The 19,975-nt window shown below is 55.7% G+C and carries 16 protein-coding genes; 5 read left to right on the plus strand and 11 right to left on the minus strand.

What is annotated here, in order from left to right; translation table 11 throughout:
- Window positions 1–34: 34 nt before the first annotated feature.
- The 4 genes from wzzE to trxA form a co-directional block, all read right to left on the minus strand.
- A complete protein-coding gene (wzzE, locus tag ACQG2G_RS21650) occupies window positions 35–1,081 on the minus strand; it encodes an ECA polysaccharide chain length modulation protein (RefSeq protein ID WP_028028025.1) in 1,047 nt (348 codons plus the stop codon).
- A gap of 13 nt (window positions 1,082–1,094) precedes the next feature.
- On the minus strand, window positions 1,095–2,198 hold the full coding sequence (wecA, locus tag ACQG2G_RS21655) for a UDP-N-acetylglucosamine--undecaprenyl-phosphate N-acetylglucosaminephosphotransferase (protein WP_014833726.1): 1,104 nt from the start codon (window positions 2,196–2,198) through the stop codon (window positions 1,095–1,097).
- Window positions 2,199–2,440: 242 nt separating this feature from the next.
- Window positions 2,441–3,700, minus strand: a complete 1,260-nt coding sequence (rho, locus tag ACQG2G_RS21660; RefSeq protein WP_001054528.1) for a transcription termination factor Rho — start codon at window positions 3,698–3,700, stop codon at window positions 2,441–2,443.
- A gap of 340 nt (window positions 3,701–4,040) precedes the next feature.
- A complete protein-coding gene (gene trxA, locus ACQG2G_RS21665; protein WP_004386384.1) occupies window positions 4,041–4,370 on the minus strand; it encodes a thioredoxin TrxA in 330 nt (109 codons plus the stop codon).
- Between the two features lie 144 nt (window positions 4,371–4,514).
- On the opposite strand from trxA, the gene rhlB reads away from it, so the two are divergent.
- The gene (gene rhlB, locus ACQG2G_RS21670; RefSeq protein ID WP_013099279.1) at window positions 4,515–5,780 is read left to right on the plus strand and encodes an ATP-dependent RNA helicase RhlB; all 1,266 of its coding nucleotides are present in this window, start codon (window positions 4,515–4,517) and stop codon (window positions 5,778–5,780) included.
- A 6-nt stretch (window positions 5,781–5,786) separates the two neighbouring features.
- A complete protein-coding gene (gppA, locus tag ACQG2G_RS21675) occupies window positions 5,787–7,271 on the plus strand; it encodes a guanosine-5'-triphosphate,3'-diphosphate diphosphatase (protein ID WP_013099280.1) in 1,485 nt (494 codons plus the stop codon).
- Between the two features lie 51 nt (window positions 7,272–7,322).
- Here the strand turns inward: gppA and rep are convergent, their stop codons facing one another.
- On the minus strand, window positions 7,323–9,347 hold the full coding sequence (gene rep / locus ACQG2G_RS21680; RefSeq protein WP_013099281.1) for a DNA helicase Rep: 2,025 nt from the start codon (window positions 9,345–9,347) through the stop codon (window positions 7,323–7,325).
- 85 nt (window positions 9,348–9,432) lie between these two features.
- Here rep and ppiC point away from each other — a divergent pair, with 85 nt between their 5' ends.
- Both ppiC and ACQG2G_RS21690 read left to right on the plus strand, forming a co-directional pair.
- Window positions 9,433–9,714: a peptidylprolyl isomerase PpiC gene (gene ppiC / locus ACQG2G_RS21685; protein WP_061771450.1), complete on the plus strand. Its 282-nt coding sequence runs from the start codon at window positions 9,433–9,435 to the stop codon at window positions 9,712–9,714.
- Window positions 9,715–9,859: 145 nt separating this feature from the next.
- Entirely contained in the window at window positions 9,860–11,002 is a 1,143-nt protein-coding gene (locus tag ACQG2G_RS21690) for an IS481 family transposase (protein ID WP_426722954.1), read from the plus strand.
- Between the two features lie 95 nt (window positions 11,003–11,097).
- Here ACQG2G_RS21690 and ilvC read toward each other — a convergent pair whose 3' ends face one another.
- The gene (ilvC, locus tag ACQG2G_RS21695) at window positions 11,098–12,573 is read right to left on the minus strand and encodes a ketol-acid reductoisomerase (RefSeq protein WP_061772819.1); all 1,476 of its coding nucleotides are present in this window, start codon (window positions 12,571–12,573) and stop codon (window positions 11,098–11,100) included.
- A gap of 152 nt (window positions 12,574–12,725) precedes the next feature.
- Here ilvC and ilvY point away from each other — a divergent pair, with 152 nt between their 5' ends.
- Window positions 12,726–13,616, plus strand: coding sequence for an HTH-type transcriptional activator IlvY (ilvY, locus tag ACQG2G_RS21700; RefSeq protein WP_013099284.1), 891 nt, complete (start codon window positions 12,726–12,728; stop codon window positions 13,614–13,616).
- Between the two features lie 45 nt (window positions 13,617–13,661).
- Here ilvY and ilvA read toward each other — a convergent pair whose 3' ends face one another.
- Genes ilvA through ilvG form a run of 5 tightly spaced genes read right to left on the minus strand, consistent with a single transcriptional unit; the run spans window position 13,662 to window position 19,974 of the window.
- The gene (ilvA, locus tag ACQG2G_RS21705; RefSeq protein ID WP_014833732.1) at window positions 13,662–15,206 is read right to left on the minus strand and encodes a threonine ammonia-lyase, biosynthetic; all 1,545 of its coding nucleotides are present in this window, start codon (window positions 15,204–15,206) and stop codon (window positions 13,662–13,664) included.
- 2 nt (window positions 15,207–15,208) lie between these two features.
- Window positions 15,209–17,059, minus strand: a complete 1,851-nt coding sequence (gene ilvD / locus ACQG2G_RS21710; RefSeq protein WP_013099286.1) for a dihydroxy-acid dehydratase — start codon at window positions 17,057–17,059, stop codon at window positions 15,209–15,211.
- A gap of 60 nt (window positions 17,060–17,119) precedes the next feature.
- The gene (gene ilvE, locus ACQG2G_RS21715; RefSeq protein ID WP_013099287.1) at window positions 17,120–18,049 is read right to left on the minus strand and encodes a branched-chain-amino-acid transaminase; all 930 of its coding nucleotides are present in this window, start codon (window positions 18,047–18,049) and stop codon (window positions 17,120–17,122) included.
- Window positions 18,050–18,067: 18 nt separating this feature from the next.
- Window positions 18,068–18,331 carry an acetolactate synthase 2 small subunit gene (gene ilvM / locus ACQG2G_RS21720; RefSeq protein WP_003860184.1) on the minus strand — a complete coding sequence of 88 codons (264 nt, stop codon included), beginning with the start codon at window positions 18,329–18,331 and terminating at the stop codon, window positions 18,068–18,070.
- Window positions 18,328–19,974: an acetolactate synthase 2 catalytic subunit gene (gene ilvG / locus ACQG2G_RS21725; protein ID WP_061771721.1), complete on the minus strand. Its 1,647-nt coding sequence runs from the start codon at window positions 19,972–19,974 to the stop codon at window positions 18,328–18,330. Before ilvG ends, ilvM begins: the two co-directional genes overlap by 4 nt.
- Window position 19,975 lies beyond the last annotated feature (1 nt).

Here is a 19,975-nt window from a genome sequence, read left to right on the forward strand (position 1 = left end):
ATGAAGGCCGTAGCCTTCATCGTAGACGGCGTTCTTAATTTGTGCGACGACGTATTAACGCCACGCCAGCGCCCGTCAGTGCGCCTACAATCCCCCACATGATCATCAGGAATGCACGACGCGGACTATCGCGTTTTACAGGTTCTTCAGGCGTTCGCAAATAACGATAGGTCTGAAAACGCGGGTCCAGCGTTGGACCAACATTCAGGGTGGTGAGCATGGCGCGGTTTTGATCGTAGTCGAGGTCAAAATCAGGGCCAACGGCCTGCAGGTTTTCCAGACGAGCCTGCAGCATTGGACGACCAAGCAGGAACATTTCAGAATCAGGCAGTTCATCCGCCGGAACGTCCGTTTCGCTGCGAGAAATATTGTGCTGTTCCGCAATTTTAAGTGCCTGTTCAATGTTATGAACACGGCGGGAGAATATGGCTTTAGCCACCTCTTCCTGACGTTTTACCTGCGCTTTCATCTGGATGGTACGGGCCGCCCAGGCGCCTTTGAGTTCTTCATTAAGATGACTTGCGGCGCGCTGGCTGGCAAAAGCGACATACTGGCGCAACAGGTTATTGGCATCCGGCGCCGTCTCTGCAATCAGTTTGACGCTGTCATTAACATTACGCAGCGCATCGCCCGGCATAAACTGAATGTTGTTAATCAGGTCATCCAGTAGCGCGGCATCGGCTTTGCTGTTGCCCACCATGCGTTGCTTGTAATAATCCGTCTGGCTCCAGAAATCACGACGCGTGTCCCAGGAGGCCAGTTGCATGACAAACTCTTTATACGCCTCATCCATAACGGAAGCCTGATCGGGCGTCGCCAGATTCGCCTTGATATCCAGGTTGCGCAGGAACTGCTGCTGGGAATAAAACCCGCCGAGCATGTTAACCGTTGGTCTGTCTGTAATTGCCGTGGCGCTCCACTCCTGCTTTGCAAAGAAAGTGTAGGCCAGCGCTAACAGTGCGAACCCCAGCGCGATCCCCGCAATCCAAAGTTTGCCTGCCCATAACACGCGAAACAAACCCCGAATATCCAGTTCATTCTCAGTTACCACTGATTTCGCTCCCGCCAACGGTTGAGTCATCATAGTCCCGGTTTTACTTAGTTAATGTTGTGTTTTTGTCATTGTTACGACGCATCCTGCGTTTCAGACGTTTAATGAATCGCGCCACTTTCCATGCGCGCTTAATGCAGTAGCCGTACAGGAAAAATGCTAGCAAGAATAATACCAACATTACCCATTCAGGAATGAAATGAGCATATTCTGCGGCAACGCCAATCGCGGCCAGAATAGCGGCGGCAAGGGTAATCAGGACAAACGCCTGACGGGAAGTAAAGCCCGCACGCATGATGAGATGATGAATATGCTGGCGATCGGGAGAGAAAGGACTCATCCCTTTACGCAGACGGCGATACATAATCGCCACCATATCCATTAATGGAATGGCGATAATCCACAGCGCGGTTACCGGGCTAATCGGGTGAGTTTTACCCTGCGTAGTTTCGAGCAAAATCCAGATAACGGTAAAACCGATTAGCGTACTGCCGGCGTCACCCATAAAGACTTTATAGCGACGCCCCAGCGCACCGAGATTAAGGAGAATATAAGGCAGGATGGCGGCAATCATGGCAAAACACCACATTGACAGGCTGTACTGACCATCAAACCAGAGAATAATGCCAATTGCGGCAAACGAAACCGATGACAATCCGCCAAGCAGACCGTCAATACCATCCACCATATTGAAAGCGTTAATCGCCGCCCAGACGGCAAAAAGCGTCAGGAAGAAGCCAAATGGACCCAGGACTAACTCCCATGGGCCAAAGACATAGCCGAGGCTTCTCAGGTAAAGTCCGCCGACGACCATCATAATCACGCCAATCGCCGCCTGAACGGTGGCGCGGATTTTCACCGCGATATCGAATCGGTCATCCAGTGCCCCGACAAGGACCAGGACACCCGCACAGGCAAGATAGAGTGCTGCGTGTGGAATATAATAATCCGCAATGCCAAATGTGAAACAAATGCCAGCGTAAACAGAAATCCCTCCAACCAGAGGAATAAGTCCCTGATGACGTTTACGGAAATTGGGCTTATCCACCAACCCTATTCTTTTTGCCACCTTACGCGCGATGAACAAAAAACAGGTTGTGAATAAAAAAATACTGATCAGCTCAGTAACGGCGGTGAGTAGATTCACAATGGATTGCTCTCAACAAATGTTAGTCCCGGAAGTATAACCATGAAGCCTCCGCCTCAGAAGTATTAAAGGTGGCTTCTTACAACTCCCTTTGTATATTTTTCAATCAATTATTTCTTTGACTGTACAAACGGTCCTATTGTCGCACCGACCGGTCAAAATTGGGAGTGTGTGGTAATAGCGTATAGTCCATAAAAGAAAAACGCCACGTAAAAACGTGGCGTTCACTGGCTTTATTTGCGTTACGAGCGCTTCATCATGTCGAAGAAATCGTCGTTGGTTTTGGTCATCGCCAGTTTGTTAATGAGGAATTCCATTGCGTCGATTTCACCCATTGGGTGGATAATTTTGCGCAGGATCCACATTTTCTGCAGCTCTTCCTGAGTGGTGAGCAGCTCTTCCTTACGGGTACCGGAACGGTTGTAGTCGATAGCCGGGAAGACACGTTTTTCTGCAATCTTACGAGAGAGGTGCAGTTCCATGTTACCTGTCCCTTTAAACTCTTCGTAGATCACTTCGTCCATTTTGGAGCCGGTATCGATAAGAGCCGTCGCGATGATGGTCAGGCTACCGCCCTCTTCCACATTACGTGCAGCACCGAAGAAGCGCTTCGGACGATGCAGGGCGTTGGCATCCACACCACCGGTCAGTACTTTACCGGAAGCCGGAACCACGGTGTTGTAGGCACGCGCCAGACGGGTGATGGAGTCGAGCAGAATGATAACGTCTTTCTTGTGCTCAACCAGGCGTTTCGCCTTCTCAATAACCATTTCCGCAACCTGAACGTGACGGGATGCTGGCTCGTCAAAGGTCGACGCCACAACTTCACCTTTCACCAGACGCTGCATCTCGGTCACTTCTTCCGGACGTTCGTCAATCAGCAGTACCATTAGCACACAGTCAGGGTGGTTGTAGGCAATGCTCTGCGCGATGTTCTGCAGCAGCATGGTTTTACCCGCTTTTGGCGGTGCCACAATCAGACCACGTTGACCACGACCAATTGGCGAAGCCAGATCCAGCACGCGCGCGGTTAAGTCTTCGGTAGAACCGTTACCACGCTCCATACGCAGACGAGAGTTCGCATGCAGCGGCGTTAAGTTCTCGAAGAGGATCTTATTACGCGAGTTTTCCGGTTTGTCGTAGTTAACTTCGTTAACTTTCAACAGCGCAAAGTAGCGTTCACCCTCTTTTGGAGGACGAATCTTACCTGAAATGGTGTCACCAGTGCGGAGGTTGAAACGGCGGATTTGGCTGGGGGATACGTAGATGTCGTCAGGGCCGGCGAGGTAGGAGCTGTCTGCAGAGCGGAGGAAACCAAATCCGTCTTGCAATATCTCCAGCACACCGTCGCCAAAGATATCTTCGCCACTCTTAGCGTGCTGCTTCAGGATGGCGAAAATGATGTCCTGCTTGCGCATACGAGCCTGGTTTTCCAGTCCCATATTTTCGCCGAGAGTGATCAGCTCAGAAACCGGCGTATTCTTTAATTCGGTAAGATTCATAATGGTGTGGGTTCTTAAACTCGGGGTGATTCTCGAACTTAATGTTGTGAATGGTATGGCAGGGTCATCCATGCCTGTTTAGCGGCCATCAACTCATGTCTGTTCGCTGTCTGGTCACAGGGAAAGAACGCAGATCTGAAACGACAAGACGGATTGAGTGACAAGCCCGGAATTTAGCCACTTCACGCACTGTTTATGTTAACAACGGGAAGTTTCGGGTAAAACAAGATTCAAACAACAAGATATGTTTAAAACGAAGTCATAGCTAACTTAGCACGACTTAAGCCGGGCGTCCAGAGTTGCACATCATTTTGGCCTCTGGACGCGCAGCGGAGAAACCTTACGCCAGGTTAGCGTCGAGGAACTCTTTCAGTTGACCTTTGGACAGTGCGCCCACTTTGGTCGCCGCCACTTCGCCGTTTTTAAACAGCAGCAGGGTCGGGATGCCACGGATGCCGTATTTTGGTGCGGTACCCGGGTTCTGGTCGATGTTCAGCTTGGCAACGGTCAGTTTGCCCTGATATTCGTCAGCGATCTCATCCAGAATCGGGGCGATCATTTTGCAAGGACCACACCATTCAGCCCAGAAATCGACGAGGGTCAGCCCGTCAGCCTTAAGTACGTCCGTGTCAAAACTGTCGTCAGTCAGGTGAATAATTTTATCGCTCATATATAACTCCACAGGAATAAGCCTGGTGCGTTGGTTTCGCCTTCATCAACGACGTGTTGATGTCGCATTAACCAACTAAAGGTTGACTTTATTTCACCGGATACGCTTTCGTAAAGCAATAGTAAGCTGATATTCTACCACACTATGAGCAAAACACATTTAACAGAACAGAAGTTTTCCGACTTCGCCCTGCACCCAAAAGTGATTGAAGCCCTTGAAAATAAAGGGTTTCATAACTGCACGCCCATTCAGGCTCTCGCCCTGCCGCTGACGCTGGCCGGTCGTGACGTAGCAGGGCAGGCGCAAACCGGTACTGGCAAAACGATGGCGTTTTTAACGTCAACGTTTCATTATTTACTTTCTCATCCAGCGATTGCAGACCGCAAAGTTAACCAGCCGCGCGCGCTTATCATGGCTCCGACGCGAGAACTGGCGGTACAGATCCACGCAGACGCTGAACCTCTGACGCAGGCGACCGGCCTGAAGATTGGCCTGGCTTACGGCGGCGATGGCTACGATAAGCAGCTGAAAGTGCTGGAAAGTGGCGTGGATATCCTGATCGGTACCACTGGCCGTCTTATCGATTATGCAAAACAGAATCACATTAACCTCGGCGCAATCCAGGTTGTGGTGCTGGATGAAGCCGACCGCATGTACGATCTGGGCTTCATCAAAGACATCCGCTGGCTGTTCCGTCGCATGCCTCCGGCGAACCAGCGTCTGAACATGCTGTTCTCCGCTACCCTTTCTTATCGCGTACGCGAGCTGGCGTTCGAGCAGATGAACAACGCCGAATATGTGGAAGTGGAGCCGGAGCAGAAAACAGGTCACCGCATTAAAGAAGAGCTCTTCTATCCTTCCAATGAAGAGAAAATGCGTCTGCTGCAAACGCTGATCGAAGAAGAGTGGCCAGATCGCGCCATTATCTTCGCGAACACCAAACACCGCTGTGAAGATATCTGGGGCCATCTGGCTGCGGATGGTCACCGTGTGGGTCTGCTGACCGGCGATGTGGCACAGAAAAAACGCCTGCGTATTCTCGACGAATTTACCCGTGGCGATCTCGATATTCTGGTCGCAACCGACGTGGCCGCGCGTGGTCTGCATATACCCGCCGTCACGCACGTCTTCAACTATGACCTGCCGGATGACTGCGAAGACTACGTACACCGCATTGGTCGTACCGGTCGCGCAGGTGCAAGCGGTCACTCCATTAGCCTTGCGTGTGAAGAATATGCGCTGAATCTCCCGGCGATTGAGGCCTACATTGGTCACTCTATTCCACAGAGTAAATACAATCCGGATGCGCTGTTAAGCGAACTGCCGCCGCCTAAGCGCCTTACCCGCGCCCGCTCCGGCAATGGCCCGCGTCGTTCTGGCGCACCGCGTAATCGTCGTCGTTCAGGTTAAGAAAATATGCTCAGCTCCACCTCGCTTTATGCGGCAATTGATCTCGGTTCGAATAGTTTTCATATGCTGGTTGTGCGCGAGGTGGCGGGAAGCATACAAACGCTGACGCGCATTAAGCGCAAGGTCCGCCTCGCGGCGGGCCTGAGCAGCGATAATTATCTCTCTCCCGAAGCCATGGAACGTGGCTGGCAGTGTCTGCGTCTCTTTGCCGAACGCCTGCAGGATATCCCCCATTCGCAAATTACCGTTGTCGCCACCGCGACGCTGCGCCTGGCAGTCAATGCCGTGGATTTTATTGCCAAAGCGCAGGAAATTCTCGGGTGCCCGGTTCAGGTTATCAGCGGTGAAGAAGAAGCACGTCTGATCTATCAGGGTGTTGCGCACACGACGGGCGGCGACGATCGCCGTCTGGTCGTCGATATCGGGGGTGCCAGCACCGAGCTCGTCACCGGCACGGGCGCGCAGGCGACTTCGCTGTTCAGCCTGTCGATGGGCTGTGTGACCTGGCTTGAGCGCTACTTTGCCGATCGAAATCTCGGTAAAGAGAACTTCGACGAAGCGGAAAATGCCGCCCGCGAGGTGTTACGTCCGGTAATGGACGAACTGCGCTATCACGGCTGGAAAGTTTGCGTGGGTGCGTCAGGTACCGTGCAGGCGTTGCAGGAAATCATGATGGCCCAGGGGATGGACGAGCGGATCACGCTTACCAAGCTCCAGCAGTTAAAACAGCGCGCGATTCAATGTGGTCGCCTGGAAGAGCTGGAAATAGAAGGCCTGACGCTGGAACGCGCGCTGGTCTTCCCGAGCGGCCTGGCCATTTTGATCGCCATTTTTACCGAGCTGAACATCCAGTGTATGACGCTGGCCGGTGGTGCACTGCGTGAAGGGCTGGTCTACGGAATGCTGCATCTTTCGGTTGATCAGGACATCCGCACCCGAACCCTGCGTAACGTACAGCGTCGCTTTATTGTCGATACCGATCAAGCGCAACGGGTAGGTCAGCTGGCATCACTGTTTGCCGATCAGGTAAAAAACAGCTGGGATATTGACCCGTTGAGCCGCGATCTGCTGCTAAGTGCCTGCGCGCTGCATGAAATTGGGCTGAGCGTCGAGTATAAGCAGGCGCCGCTGCACGCAGCCTGGCTGGTGCGTAATCTCGATCTACCGGGCTACACGCCGGCACAAAAGAAACTGCTGGCAACGTTACTGCTGAACCAGACCAACGCCGTTGACCTCTCCTCGTTACATCAGCAAAACGCCGTGCCGCCGCGCGTGGCCGAGCATCTGTGCCGCCTGCTGCGTCTGGCAATTCTGTTTGCCAGCCGACGTCGCGATGATTTGCTGCCCAATATTCATCTGGTGGCGGATGACGAAAGACTGTCTCTGACGCTGCCGGAAAACTGGATTGATAATCACCCGCTTGGGGCAGAGATGATTGAGCAGGAGTGCCAGTGGCAGAGCTATGTCCACTGGGCACTTGAAGTGAAGTAACACGCAGTGCATTGCCGGGCGGCGGCTTCGCCTGACCCGGCCTGCAAATTCTTATCCCTTCTCTTTGGCTTTAGCCAGCATGGCGCGAATGTTCGCGACGTTAGCCTGACCTTTGTGCATTCGTTCTTCAGCGGTAATCACCTTGCGCTCCTGCTCCCAGATCAGGTCATCCTGCGGCAACTCCAGCAGGAAACGGCTCGGCTCAGGGCGAACCAGTTCCCCATACTGACGGCGCTCTTTACACAGCGTAAATGTTAATTCTTTCTGCGCGCGGGTAATGCCCACGTAGGCCAGACGACGCTCTTCATCGACGTTATCTTCATCAATGCTGCTCTGGTGCGGCAGTAAGCCCTCTTCCATGCCGACCAGGTAGACATACGGAAACTCCAGCCCTTTAGACGCATGCAGCGTCATCAGTTGAACCTGATCGGCTTCCTCTTCGCTCTCACCGCGCTCCATCATGTCGCGTAGCGTAAAGCGGGTAACGACCTGGGTCAGGGTCATCGGCTCGTCGATTTCTGAGCCTTCCAGCATTTCCGTCATCCAGCTGAACAGCTGGTTAACGTTTTTCATGCGCATCTCTGCCGCCTTCGGGCTGGCAGAGGTTTCATACAGCCAGGACTCGTAGTCGATGCCGTGGATCAGATCGCGAACGGCAGCAACCGGTTCGCGCTCCGCCAGACGCTGGACTTCGCCAAGCCAGTGGGTAAAGCGGGTTAAGGAATCATAACCGCGCCCGGTTAACGTCTGGCTCAGCCCCATATCGAAGCTGGCGGTAAACAGGCTTTTGTTGCGCGTCATCGCCCATTCACCGAGCTTTTGCAGCGTCGCCGGGCCGATTTCACGTTTCGGCGTGTTCACGATACGCAGAAAGGCGCTGTCGTCATCCGGGTTGGTGAGCACACGCAGATAGGCCAGCAGATCTTTGATTTCAGGGCGCGAGAAGAAGGAGGTTCCGCCGGAAATTTTGTAGGGGATGCGGTTCTGCATCAGCATCTTTTCAAAGACGCGCGACTGGTGGTTGCCGCGATACAGGATCGCGTAATCTTTATATTCCGTTTTATTGACGAAGTGGTGCGCAATCAGCTCGCCCGTCACGCGCTCCGCTTCATGCTCTTCATTATTGGCACTGAGTACTTTGAGCTCCGTGCCATAGCCAAGTTCCGAGAAAAGGCGTTTTTCGAAGACGTGCGGGTTATTGGCAATCAGGATATTTGCCGCTTTCAGGATGCGCCCGGATGAGCGGTAGTTCTGTTCCAGCTTGATCACCTGCAGCGCCGGAAAATCTTTGCTCAGCAGCACCAGGTTTTGTGGGCGCGCACCGCGCCAGGAGTAGATAGACTGGTCATCATCGCCTACCACGGTGAAACGCGCGCGCTGTCCCACCAGCAGCTTCACCAGTTCATACTGGCTGGTGTTGGTGTCCTGGTATTCATCCACCAGCAGATAGCGGATTTTGTTCTGCCAGCGTTCACGCACCTCTTCATTACGCTGCAACAGCAGCGTGGGCAGCAGGATCAGATCGTCAAAATCCAGCACGTTACACGCTTTCATATGTGCATCGTACAGACCGTAGCAGTGAGCGAAGATCCGATCCCGCTCACCTTTGGCGCTTGCCGCCGCCTGAGCGGGGGTCATCAGATCGTTTTTCCAGTTGGAGATCGTCGAGATCAGCTGCTGCAACAGCACTTTGTCATCTTCGATCAGCCCCTCGGTAAGCTCTTTAAGCAATGCCACCTGATCGGTGTCGTCGAAGAGCGAGAAGTTAGACTTCATCCCCAGCGCCGCGTATTCACGTTTGATGATATCCAGCCCCAGCGTGTGGAACGTGGAGATCATCAGGCCTCGCGCCTCTTTACGCCCCAGCGTCTGGCCGACACGCTCTTTCATTTCGCGCGCCGCTTTGTTGGTAAAGGTCACCGCAGCGATATGCCGGGCCTGATAGCCGCAGCCGCGGATCAGGTGGGCGATTTTGTTCGTGATCACACGCGTTTTGCCGGAGCCTGCCCCCGCCAGCACCAGACACGGTCCGGTGACAAATTCGACAGCTTGTTGTTGTCCGGGGTTTAAACGCATAAATGATCACTCAATGAAAGTCAGGAGGGGAGAATAACAGCGTGGTAGTATAGCGAGCCTAATCCATACCACTCAAGGCACGATCATGGCAAAAACAGCAGCAGCACTGCATATCCTTGTTAAAGAAGAGAAACTGGCTCTGGATCTTATGGAACAGCTCAAAAACGGCGCCGACTTCGGCAAGCTGGCGAAGAAGCACTCCATTTGCCCGTCAGGCAAACGCGGCGGTGACTTAGGTGAATTCCGTCAGGGTCAGATGGTTCCGGCGTTCGACAAAGTGGTCTTCTCCTGCCCGGTACTGGAGCCGACTGGCCCACTGCATACGCAGTTCGGCTACCACGTGATTAAAGTGCTGTATCGGAAATAAACAGCAAGGCCTTCTCTAAGAGAAGGCCTTTAATGTTTGCACCCTCTCCCCGTGGGTGTACGGTCCGGGGACATAGTGAACACTTGTTCGGGGACATGGTAGACACTTACAACTAAGGCATAAGAACCCGTTTATGGAGTCGCTTATGCCCTGGGATGCGAGAGATACCATGTCATTACGTACTGAGTTTGTTTTGTTCGCCTCGCAGGACGGGGCGAACATCCGTTCCCTCTGCCGTCGCTTCGGCATTTCACCTGCCACCGGCTACAAGTGGCTTCGCCGATGGGGGGAGGAAGGTGCCTCCGGCCTTCAGGACCGCCCGCGCATACCGCACCATTCCCCGAACCGCTCATCTGACGACATCACCGCCCTGCTGCGTATGGCCCATGACCGCCATGAACGCTGGGGCGCACGCAAGATAAAGCGCTGGCTGGAAGACCGGGGGCACCGTATGCCCGCCTTCAGCACCGTTCATAACCTGATGGCCCGTCACGGCCTGCTGCCCGGTACTTCTCCGGGCATTCCCGCCACGGGGCGGTTCGAACATGACGCGCCGAACCGGCTCTGGCAGATGGATTTTAAGGGCCACTTTCCCTTTGGCGGTGGCCGCTGCCATCCGCTCACCCTGCTGGATGACCACTCCCGTTTTTCCCTGTGCCTGGCGCACTGTACCGATGAACGGCGTGAGACCGTGCAGCAGCGGCTGGTCAGCGTGTTTGAGCGTTACGGCCTGCCGGACCAGATGACGATGGATAACGGCGCCCCGTGGGGAGACACCACCGGCACCTGGACGGCGCTGGAGCTGTGGCTGATGCGCCACGGTATCCGGGTGGGACACTCCCGGCCGTATCATCCGCAGACGCAGGGCAAGCTGGAGCGTTTTCACCGCAGCCTGAAGACGGAGGTGCTGCAGGGTAAGTGGTTCGCGAACGAGGGCGAACTGCAGCGCGCCTTCGACCACTGGCGGACGGTCTATAACCTTGAACGCCCGCATGAGGCGCTGGACATGGCGGTACCGGGCTCGCGGTATAAGCCGTCTGCACGGCAGTACAGCGGTAACATAACGCCCCCGGAATACGACGAGGGTGTGATGGTCAGGAAAGTGGATATCAGCGGAAAGCTGAGCGTGAAAGGGGTAAGTCTGAGCGCGGGCAAGGCGTTCAGGGGAGAACGGGTCGGGCTGAAGGAGATGCAGGAAGACGGCCGCTACGAGGTGTGGTGGTACAGCACAAAAGTGGGGGTGATCGACCTGAAGAAAAAGTCGATCACCATGGGTAAAGGATGTTAAAAAGTGTTCACCATGTCCCCGAACACCTGTCTACCATGTCCCCGGACCGTACAGTGGGAGAGGGGCGGGGTGAGGGCATCAGCCCGCACCTGGTGTTAACCCGCTACCGCGATACGTTTCATATCGGTCATGTAGCCACGCAGTTTGTGACCTACTTTCTCGATCTGGTGGCTGCGAATCGCTTCGTTCACATCGCGCAGTTGCGCGTTATCTACCGCACCTTCCGCAATGGCTTTGCCCAGATCGCCCGGCTGCAGGGTGGTCATGAATTCTTTCAGCAGCGGTACGCATGCATAAGAGAACAGGTAGTTGCCGTACTCAGCGGTATCGGAGATAACCACGTTCATTTCGTACAGACGCTTACGGGCGATGGTGTTCGCGATCAGCGGCAGCTCGTGCAGAGATTCGTAGTACGCAGACTCTTCGATGATGCCGGAATCCACCATGGTTTCGAACGCCAGCTCAACACCCGCTTTTACCATCGCGATCATCAGTACGCCTTTGTCGAAGTACTCTTGCTCGCCGATTTTACCTTCATACTGTGGCGCAGTTTCGAACGCGGTCTTACCGGTCTCTTCACGCCAGGTCAGCAGTTTCTTATCATCATTCGCCCAGTCAGCCATCATGCCGGAAGAGAACTCGCCGGAGATGATGTCGTCCATATGTTTCTGGAACAACGGCGCCATAATGGTTTTCAGCTGCTCGGACAGCGCGAAAGCACGCAGTTTCGCCGGGTTGGACAGACGATCCATCATCAGCGTGATACCGCCCTGCTTCAGCGCTTCGGTGATGGTTTCCCAGCCGAACTGAATCAGTTTTTCTGCGTATGCCGGGTCGGTACCCTCTTCCGCCAGCTTATCGAAGCACAGCAGTGAACCGGCCTGCAGCATGCCGCACAGAATGGTCTGCTCGCCCATCAGGTCAGATTTCACTTCAGCCACGAAGGAAGATTCCAGAACGCCCGCACGGTGGCCACCGGTAGCCGCTGCCCATGCTTTCGCGATCGCCATCCCTTCGCCTTTCGGATCGTTTTCCGGGTGAACCGCGATCAGCGTCGGCACGCCGAAACCACGCTTGTACTCTTCACGGACTTCTGTACCCGGACACTTCGGAGCCACCATCACTACGGTGATGTCTTTACGGATCTGCTCGCCCACTTCAACGATGTTGAAGCCGTGAGAGTAACCCAGCGCCGCGCCGTCTTTCATCAGCGGCTGAACGGAGCGCACAACATCAGAGTGCTGTTTGTCTGGCGTCAGGTTAACAACCAGATCCGCCTGCGGGATCAACTCTTCGTAGGTACCCACTTTGAAGCCGTTTTCGGTCGCTTTACGCCAGGAAGCGCGTTTTTCAGCAATTGCTTCTTTGCGCAGGGCGTAAGAGATATCCAGCCCGGAGTCACGCATGTTCAGGCCCTGGTTCAGACCCTGCGCGCCACAGCCGACGATGACCACTTTTTTACCCTGAAGGTAGCTCGCGCCATCAGCAAATTCATCGCGCGCCATGAAGCGGCATTTGCCCAGCTGCGCCAGCTGCTGGCGCAAGTTCAGTGTATTAAAGTAGTTAGCCATGGGTGATACCTCGTGATGTTGTGTGTCTTATTGTTCGGTTCGCGTTTCAGCGAGAATGTACCCACATTACAACAGGAAATTCATTGCGGAAATTGATATATTCACAACGTCACGTTGCAATATCTGCAATGTAAAAAGGGGGAGTGGAATCCGTGGATTTACGCGATCTGAAAATGTTCCTGCATCTGGCGGAAAGCCGCCATTTTGGCCGTAGCGCCCGGGCTATGCACGTCAGCCCGTCCACGCTTTCGCGCCAGATCCAGCGCCTTGAAGAGGACCTCGGCCAGCCGCTGTTTGTGCGGGATAATCGCACAGTTACCCTCACGGAAGCGGGCGAAGAGCTGCGGGTCTTTGCTCAGCAGACGTTACTGCAGTATCAGCAGCTACGACACGCCATCGATCAGAAAGGGCCGTCTTTATCCGGCGAGCTGCATATTTTCTGTTCCGTAACGGCCGCCTATAGCCATCTTCCCCCTATCCTTGACCGTTTCCGCGCGGAGCATCCCTCGGTTGAAATTAAGCTCACCACCGGCGATGCCGCCGATGCCATGGAAAAAGTCGTCACAGGCGAAGCCGATCTGGCCATTGCCGGGAAGCCCGAAACCCTGCCGGGCGCGGTGGCGTTCTCTATGCTGGAGAATCTGGCGGTGGTGCTGATCGCCCCGGCGCTACCCTGCCCGGTGCGTAATCAGGTGTCGGTGGAAAAGCCGGACTGGTCATCGGTGCCGTTTATCATGGCCGATCAGGGTCCGGTGCGACGCCGTATCGAACTCTGGTTCCGTCGTCAGAAAATCAGTAATCCGTCGATTTACGCGACGGTGGGTGGACACGAGGCGATGGTCTCGATGGTGGCGCTTGGCTGCGGCGTGGCGCTGCTGCCGGAAGTGGTGCTGGAAAACAGCCCGGAACCGGTGCGCAATCGCGTGATGATTCTGGAGCGCAGCGACGAAAAGACACCGTTCGAGCTTGGCGTGTGTGCACAAAAAAAGCGGCTGCATGAGCCGCTTATTGATGCGTTCTGGAAGATATTGCCGAACCATTAAAGTCGGGTGGCGCTACGCTTACCCGACCTATACGCAGACCTCCCCTTAGCCCGCGAGGAAGAAGCGGAACGCCGGGTTGTGGGTTTCATCATGGCACTCATAGCCCAGCTCGTTCAGTCGCGTTTCGAAATCCGGCTCGTGCTCGGCCAGTTCAAACGCGGCCAGCACGCGGCCATAGTCGGTGCCGTGGCTGCGGTAGTGGAACAGGGAGATGTTCCAGTGCGTGCCCAGCGTATGCAGGAACTTCAGCAACGCGCCCGGGGATTCCGGGAACTCAAAGCTGTAGAGACGTTCCTTAAGCGGCTTCGACGGACGACCGCCGACCATATAACGTACGTGCAGTTTCGCCATCTCATCGTCAGAGAGATCGACCACGCTGTAGCCGCCTTCGTGCAGCAGGTTGAGGATCTCTTTGCGCTCTTCCAGACCGCGGCTTAAACGCACGCCGACAAAAATACAGGCGTCTTTCGCATCGGCAAAACGGTAGTTGAACTCCGTTACCGAACGGCCACCAAGCAGCTGACAGAACTTCAGGAAGCTGCCCTTCTCTTCCGGAATGGTCACCGCCAGCAGGGCCTCACGTTGCTCGCCCAGCTCGCAACGTTCAGAAACGTAACGCAGACCGTGGAAGTTGACGTTAGCACCCGAGAGCACGTGCGCCAGGCGCTCGCCGCGAATGTTGTGCTGGGCAATGTATTTTTTCATTCCAGCCAATGCCAGCGCGCCGGACGGTTCCGCTACCGCACGCACATCCTCGAAGAGATCTTTCATTGCCGCACAGATCGCATCGCTGTCGACGGTGACGATGTCGTCAAGATACTCCTGGCACAGACGGAAGGTTTCGTCGCCAATACGTTTCACCGCCACGCCTTCGGCAAATAGCCCAACGCGCGGAAGATCGACCGGATGACCCGCATCCAGCGCGGCCTTCAGGCAGGCTGAATCTTCCGCTTCCACGGCAATCACTTTGATCTGCGGCATCAGCTGTTTGATCAGCACCGCCACGCCTGCGGCTAAGCCACCGCCGCCCACCGGAACAAAAACGCGGTCAAGATGGGCATCCTGCTGCAGCAGTTCCAGCGCCAGGGTACCTTGTCCTGCAATCACCATCGGATGGTCGAACGGCGGTACCCAGGTAAAGCCCTGCTGCTGCGCCAGCTCGATCGCTTTGGCTTTTGCTTCGTCAAAGTTAGCGCCGTGGAGCAGCACTTCGCCGCCGAAGCCACGCACCGCATCCACTTTGATATCCGCCGTGGCAACCGGCATCACGATCAGCGCTTTCAACCCCAAACGGGCAGACGAGAACGCCACACCCTGCGCGTGGTTGCCCGCCGACGCGGTAATCACGCCGCGTGCTTTTTGCTCGTCGGTCAACCCGGCCATCATCGCGTAGGCCCCGCGCAGCTTGAAGCTGTGCACCGGCTGACGGTCTTCGCGCTTCACCAGAATCACGTTGTCGAGGCGCGAAGAGAGTTTTTCCATTTTCTGCAGCGGGGTGACCTGCACCGCTTCATAGACCGGCGCGCGTAGCACTGCCCGGAGATATTCCGCCCCCTCAGGGGCGGCGGATAAGGGTTGTGACTCGGCCATCATTAGCCCCCAAGTTTCGATTTATCGCGTACCGCGCCTTTGTCTGCACTTGTCGCAAGGCTCGCGTAAGCGCGCAGGGCGAAGGAGACTTCACGCTGGCGGTCCTTCGGCGTCCAGGCTTTATCGCCGCGCGCTTCCTGTGCTTCACGACGAGCCGCGATCTCCTGATCGCTCAGCTTGAGCTGGATCCCGCGATTCGGAATGTCGATTTCGATCAGGTCACCGTCTTCGATGATCGCAATGTTGCCGCCGCTCGCCGCTTCCGGTGATACATGGCCGATGGAGAGGCCGGACGTACCGCCCGAGAAACGTCCGTCGGTGATCAACGCACAGGCTTTACCGAGGCCCATCGATTTCAGGAAGGTGGTTGGGTAGAGCATCTCCTGCATGCCTGGACCGCCTTTCGGCCCTTCGTAACGGATGACCACCACGTCGCCTTCCACAACTTTGCCGCCCAGGATGGCGTCTACCGCCTCGTCCTGGCTTTCGTACACTTTGGCCGGGCCGGTGAATTTCAGGATGCTGTCATCCACGCCCGCGGTTTTTACGATGCAGCCGTTTTCCGCAAAGTTGCCGTACAGCACGGCCAGACCGCCATCTTTACTGTAGGCGTGCTCCAGCGAACGAATGCAGCCTTCGGCGCGGTCATCATCCAAGGTGTCCCAGCGACAATCCTGGGAGAAGGCCTGCGTGGTACGAATACCGGCCGGACCCGCGCGGAACATGTTTTTCACCGCCTCATCCTGAGTCAGCATCACGTCATATTTATCCAGCGTCTGCGGCAACGTCAGACCGAGAACGTTCTTCACATCGCGGTTCAGCAGCCCGGCGCGATCCAGCTCGCCAAGAATACCGATGACGCCACCCGCACGGTGTACATCTTCCATGTGGTATTTCTGGGTGCTTGGCGCGACTTTACACAGTTGCGGCACTTTGCGGGACAGCTTATCGATATCGCTCATGGTGAAGTCGATTTCCGCTTCCTGCGCCGCAGCCAGCAGGTGCAAAACGGTGTTAGTAGAACCGCCCATGGCGATATCCAGCGTCATGGCATTTTCGAACGCCGCCTTGCTGGCGATGTTGCGCGGCAGCGCGCTGGCATCGTCCTGCTCGTAGTAACGTTTGGTCAGTTCAACAATGCGCTTACCGGCGTTGAGGAACAGCGCTTTACGGTCAGCGTGCGTCGCCAGCAGCGAACCGTTGCCCGGCTGAGAGAGGCCCAGTGCTTCGGTCAGACAGTTCATGGAGTTGGCGGTGAACATTCCGGAACAGGAGCCGCAGGTTGGGCACGCGGAGCGTTCCACCTGGTTACTCTGCTCGTCAGACACTTTTGGATCCGCGCCCTGGATCATCGCATCGACCAGGTCGAGCTTGATGATTTTGTCAGAAAGCTTGGTCTTGCCCGCTTCCATAGGACCACCGGAGACGAAAATTACCGGAATGTTCAGACGCAGGGAAGCCATCAGCATCCCCGGTGTGATTTTGTCGCAGTTGGAGATACAGACCATGGCATCCGCACAGTGCGCGTTAACCATGTATTCCACCGAGTCGGCAATCAGCTCGCGCGACGGCAGTGAATAGAGCATGCCCCCGTGCCCCATCGCGATACCGTCATCCACCGCAATGGTGTTGAATTCTTTCGCCACACCGCCCGCAGCTTCAATTTGCTCAGCAACCAGTTTGCCGAGATCGCGCAGGTGCACATGGCCCGGCACAAACTGGGTGAAGGAGTTCACCACGGCGATAATCGGTTTACCGAAATCTGCGTCGGTCATCCCGGTGGCGCGCCACAGTGCGCGGGCACCCGCCATGTTACGGCCGTGGGTGGTGGTGGCGGAACGATACTTAGGCATGCTTTATTTACTCCCGTCTGACTATTAAATGGGACGGTGCGTGCCGTCCCATATTTATGCTTATTGATTAACCTGATCCAACCAGCCGTATTTATCTTCTGTTTCGCCGGTGAAGAGGCCGAAGAAGGCTTGCTGAATACGTTTGGTAACCGGGCCACAGCGGCCTGCGCCCACCTGAATACCGTCTACACTGCGAACCGGCGTGATCTCAGCCGCCGTACCGGACATAAAGACTTCATCGGCCAGATACAGGGATTCGCGGGACAGAACCTGTTCACGCACTTCGATACCCAGATCTTTCGCCAGCTTAATGATGGCGTCACGGGTAATACCCGGCAGGGCTGAAGAGGTAAACGGCGGGGTGAACAGGATACCGTCTTTCACTTCAAACAGGTTCTCACCTGCACCTTCAGAGATATAACCGTTCACATCCAGCGCGATGCCTTCCTGGTAGCCGTGGCGGCGCGCTTCGCTGCCGACCAACAGTGAGGAGAGGTAGTTACCGCCCGCCTTGGCCGCAGTTGGGATGGTATTAGGCGCCACGCGGTTCCAGGACGAGACCATTGCGTCGATCCCCTGCTCCAGCGCTTCTGCACCCAGGTACGCCCCCCACGGGAACGCAGCAATGATCACGTCAGTGGTGTAACCGGCCGGCGGGTTTACGCCCATGCCCACGTCACCCACGAAGACCAGCGGACGAATATAGGCGCTGGTCAGGTTGTTCTTACGAATCACCTCGCGGCAGGCTTCCATCAGCTCATCAACACTCTGAGAAACCGGGAAACGATAAATTTTGGCTGAGTCATGCAGACGCTGCATATGTTCACGATGACGGAACACCACTGGCCCTTTGTGAGAGTCGTAGCAACGGATGCCTTCAAACACAGACGTACCGTAGTGCAGCGCATGGGACATCACGTGAACCTTCGCGTCCTCCCAACGAACCATCTCACCATTGAACCAAATGTAATCAGCTTTTTTTGTCGTCATTTTCTCTTCCTGTCACGCTCAGGCGCGGATTTGTTGTGATGTGGTTGTGCTCTGGCAGATGGCAACGTGGGCAACATCCACCAGCTTTGATAATTGACTAAACAGTAAGTCGACCGGGCGCGGGCTGGCAACGGTTAATTCGATACTGATATTTTGGGCGTCAGTGGCCGTCTCCATATTCATAGAGCAAATCTGAAAGCCACGATGACGGACCACGCGCAAAACGCGCTCTAATGTCTCTGGATTGAAGCGAGCCTGAACGGCGACCTGATGTTGCATCATGATAATTTCTCCAGCATTTGTGAGTTACTGGCACCTGGCGGTACCAACGGCCAGACGTTCTCAAGCTCGTCGATTGAGACATGAAGCAGGTAAGGCCCTTCGCTTGACAGCATGGTGTCGAGTGCCGCTTCAACCTGGTCTTTACGGGTGATGTGCTGTCCAGGAATGCCAAAGGCGCTGGCCAGAGTGAGGAAATCGGGGTTATCAGTCAGGGTGGTTTCGCTGTAGCGCTCCTCGAAGAACAGCTGTTGCCACTGGCGCACCATCCCTAAACGCTGGTTATCGAGCAACACGATCTTCAGCGGCAATTGTTTACGCTTAACGGTGCCCAACTCCTGAACGTTCATCATGAAGGAGCCGTCACCGGAGATACAGATGACCGTATCGTTTGCACGGGCAACCTGAGCACCCACCGCGGCAGGCAGGCCGAAGCCCATCGTGCCTAATCCGCTGGAGGTGATGAAGTTTTCCGGGCGGGTGTAGGTCATGTGCTGCGCAGACCACATCTGGTGCTGGCCGACATCGGTCGTCACTACGCTGTCTGCCGGTTTACGGTCAGACAACTGCTTCAACAGCAGCGGCGCATAGATGGCCTCACCCGGATGGTCGTAACGCCAGGCGTGCTCGGCACGCATTTCAGCCGTGTGCTGGCGCCACTCGCCGATATTCAAAGGCTGCTGTAACGCCGGCAGCAGCGTGTTGAGATCGCCCTGCAGCGCAACATGCGCCTGACGCAGCTTGTTCATTTCCGCCGGGTCGATATCCATATGGATAACTTTGGCGTTTGGCGCGAAGGTATTCAGCTTGCCGGTCACGCGATCGTCAAAACGGGCACCGACGGCAATCAGCAAATCACACTCCTGCACCGCCAGGTTTGCCGCTTTGGTGCCGTGCATCCCCAGCATGCCCAGGTAGTATGGGTAGTCAGCATCCACTGCGCCCAACCCTTTCAGCGTGCAGGTGGCAGGCATTTGCGTTACCGCGATAAATTCGCGCAGGGCCGGAACTGCCTGTGCCATGCCAACGCCGCCGCCGACGTACAGCATCGGCTGGGCTGCCTGCGCCAGCATCCGACGCGCCTCTTCGACTTCCGCATGTGGGAACGCGTCGTCACTTTCAACGGTGGAGAAGTGCGGTTCCAGCTCACCGAGTGCGACCTGAATATCTTTCGGGATATCCACCAGAACCGGGCCAGGACGGCCAGAGCTGGCAATACGGAACGCTTCCGCCATCACGCCTGGCAGTTCTTCGAGGGACTGCACGAGGAAGCTGTGTTTGGTACAGGCCAGCGACAAGCCGAGCACATCGACTTCCTGGAAGGCATCAGTACCGATGAAGGGTGAGGCCACCTGGCCGGTGATCGCCACCACGGGAACGGAATCGAGCAGCGCGTCAGCCAGACCGGTGATCAGGTTTGTGGCGCCCGGTCCAGACGTTGCCATGCAGACGCCCGTTTTACCGGTGGCACGTGCATAGCCAATGGCCGCCATGGCTGCGCCCTGCTCGTGTCGGCACAAGAGGTGTTCCACGCCGCCGTCATACAGTGCATCGTAAATCGGCATAATTGCGCCTCCCGGATAACCAAAGACGGTTTCGACTCCCTGTGCGCGCAACGCATGTACTACCCACTGTGCCCCATTCATA

It is taken from the genome of Enterobacter cloacae complex sp. 382A5 (genome assembly GCF_050031095.1).
Lineage (GTDB): Bacteria > Pseudomonadota > Gammaproteobacteria > Enterobacterales > Enterobacteriaceae > Enterobacter > Enterobacter cloacae.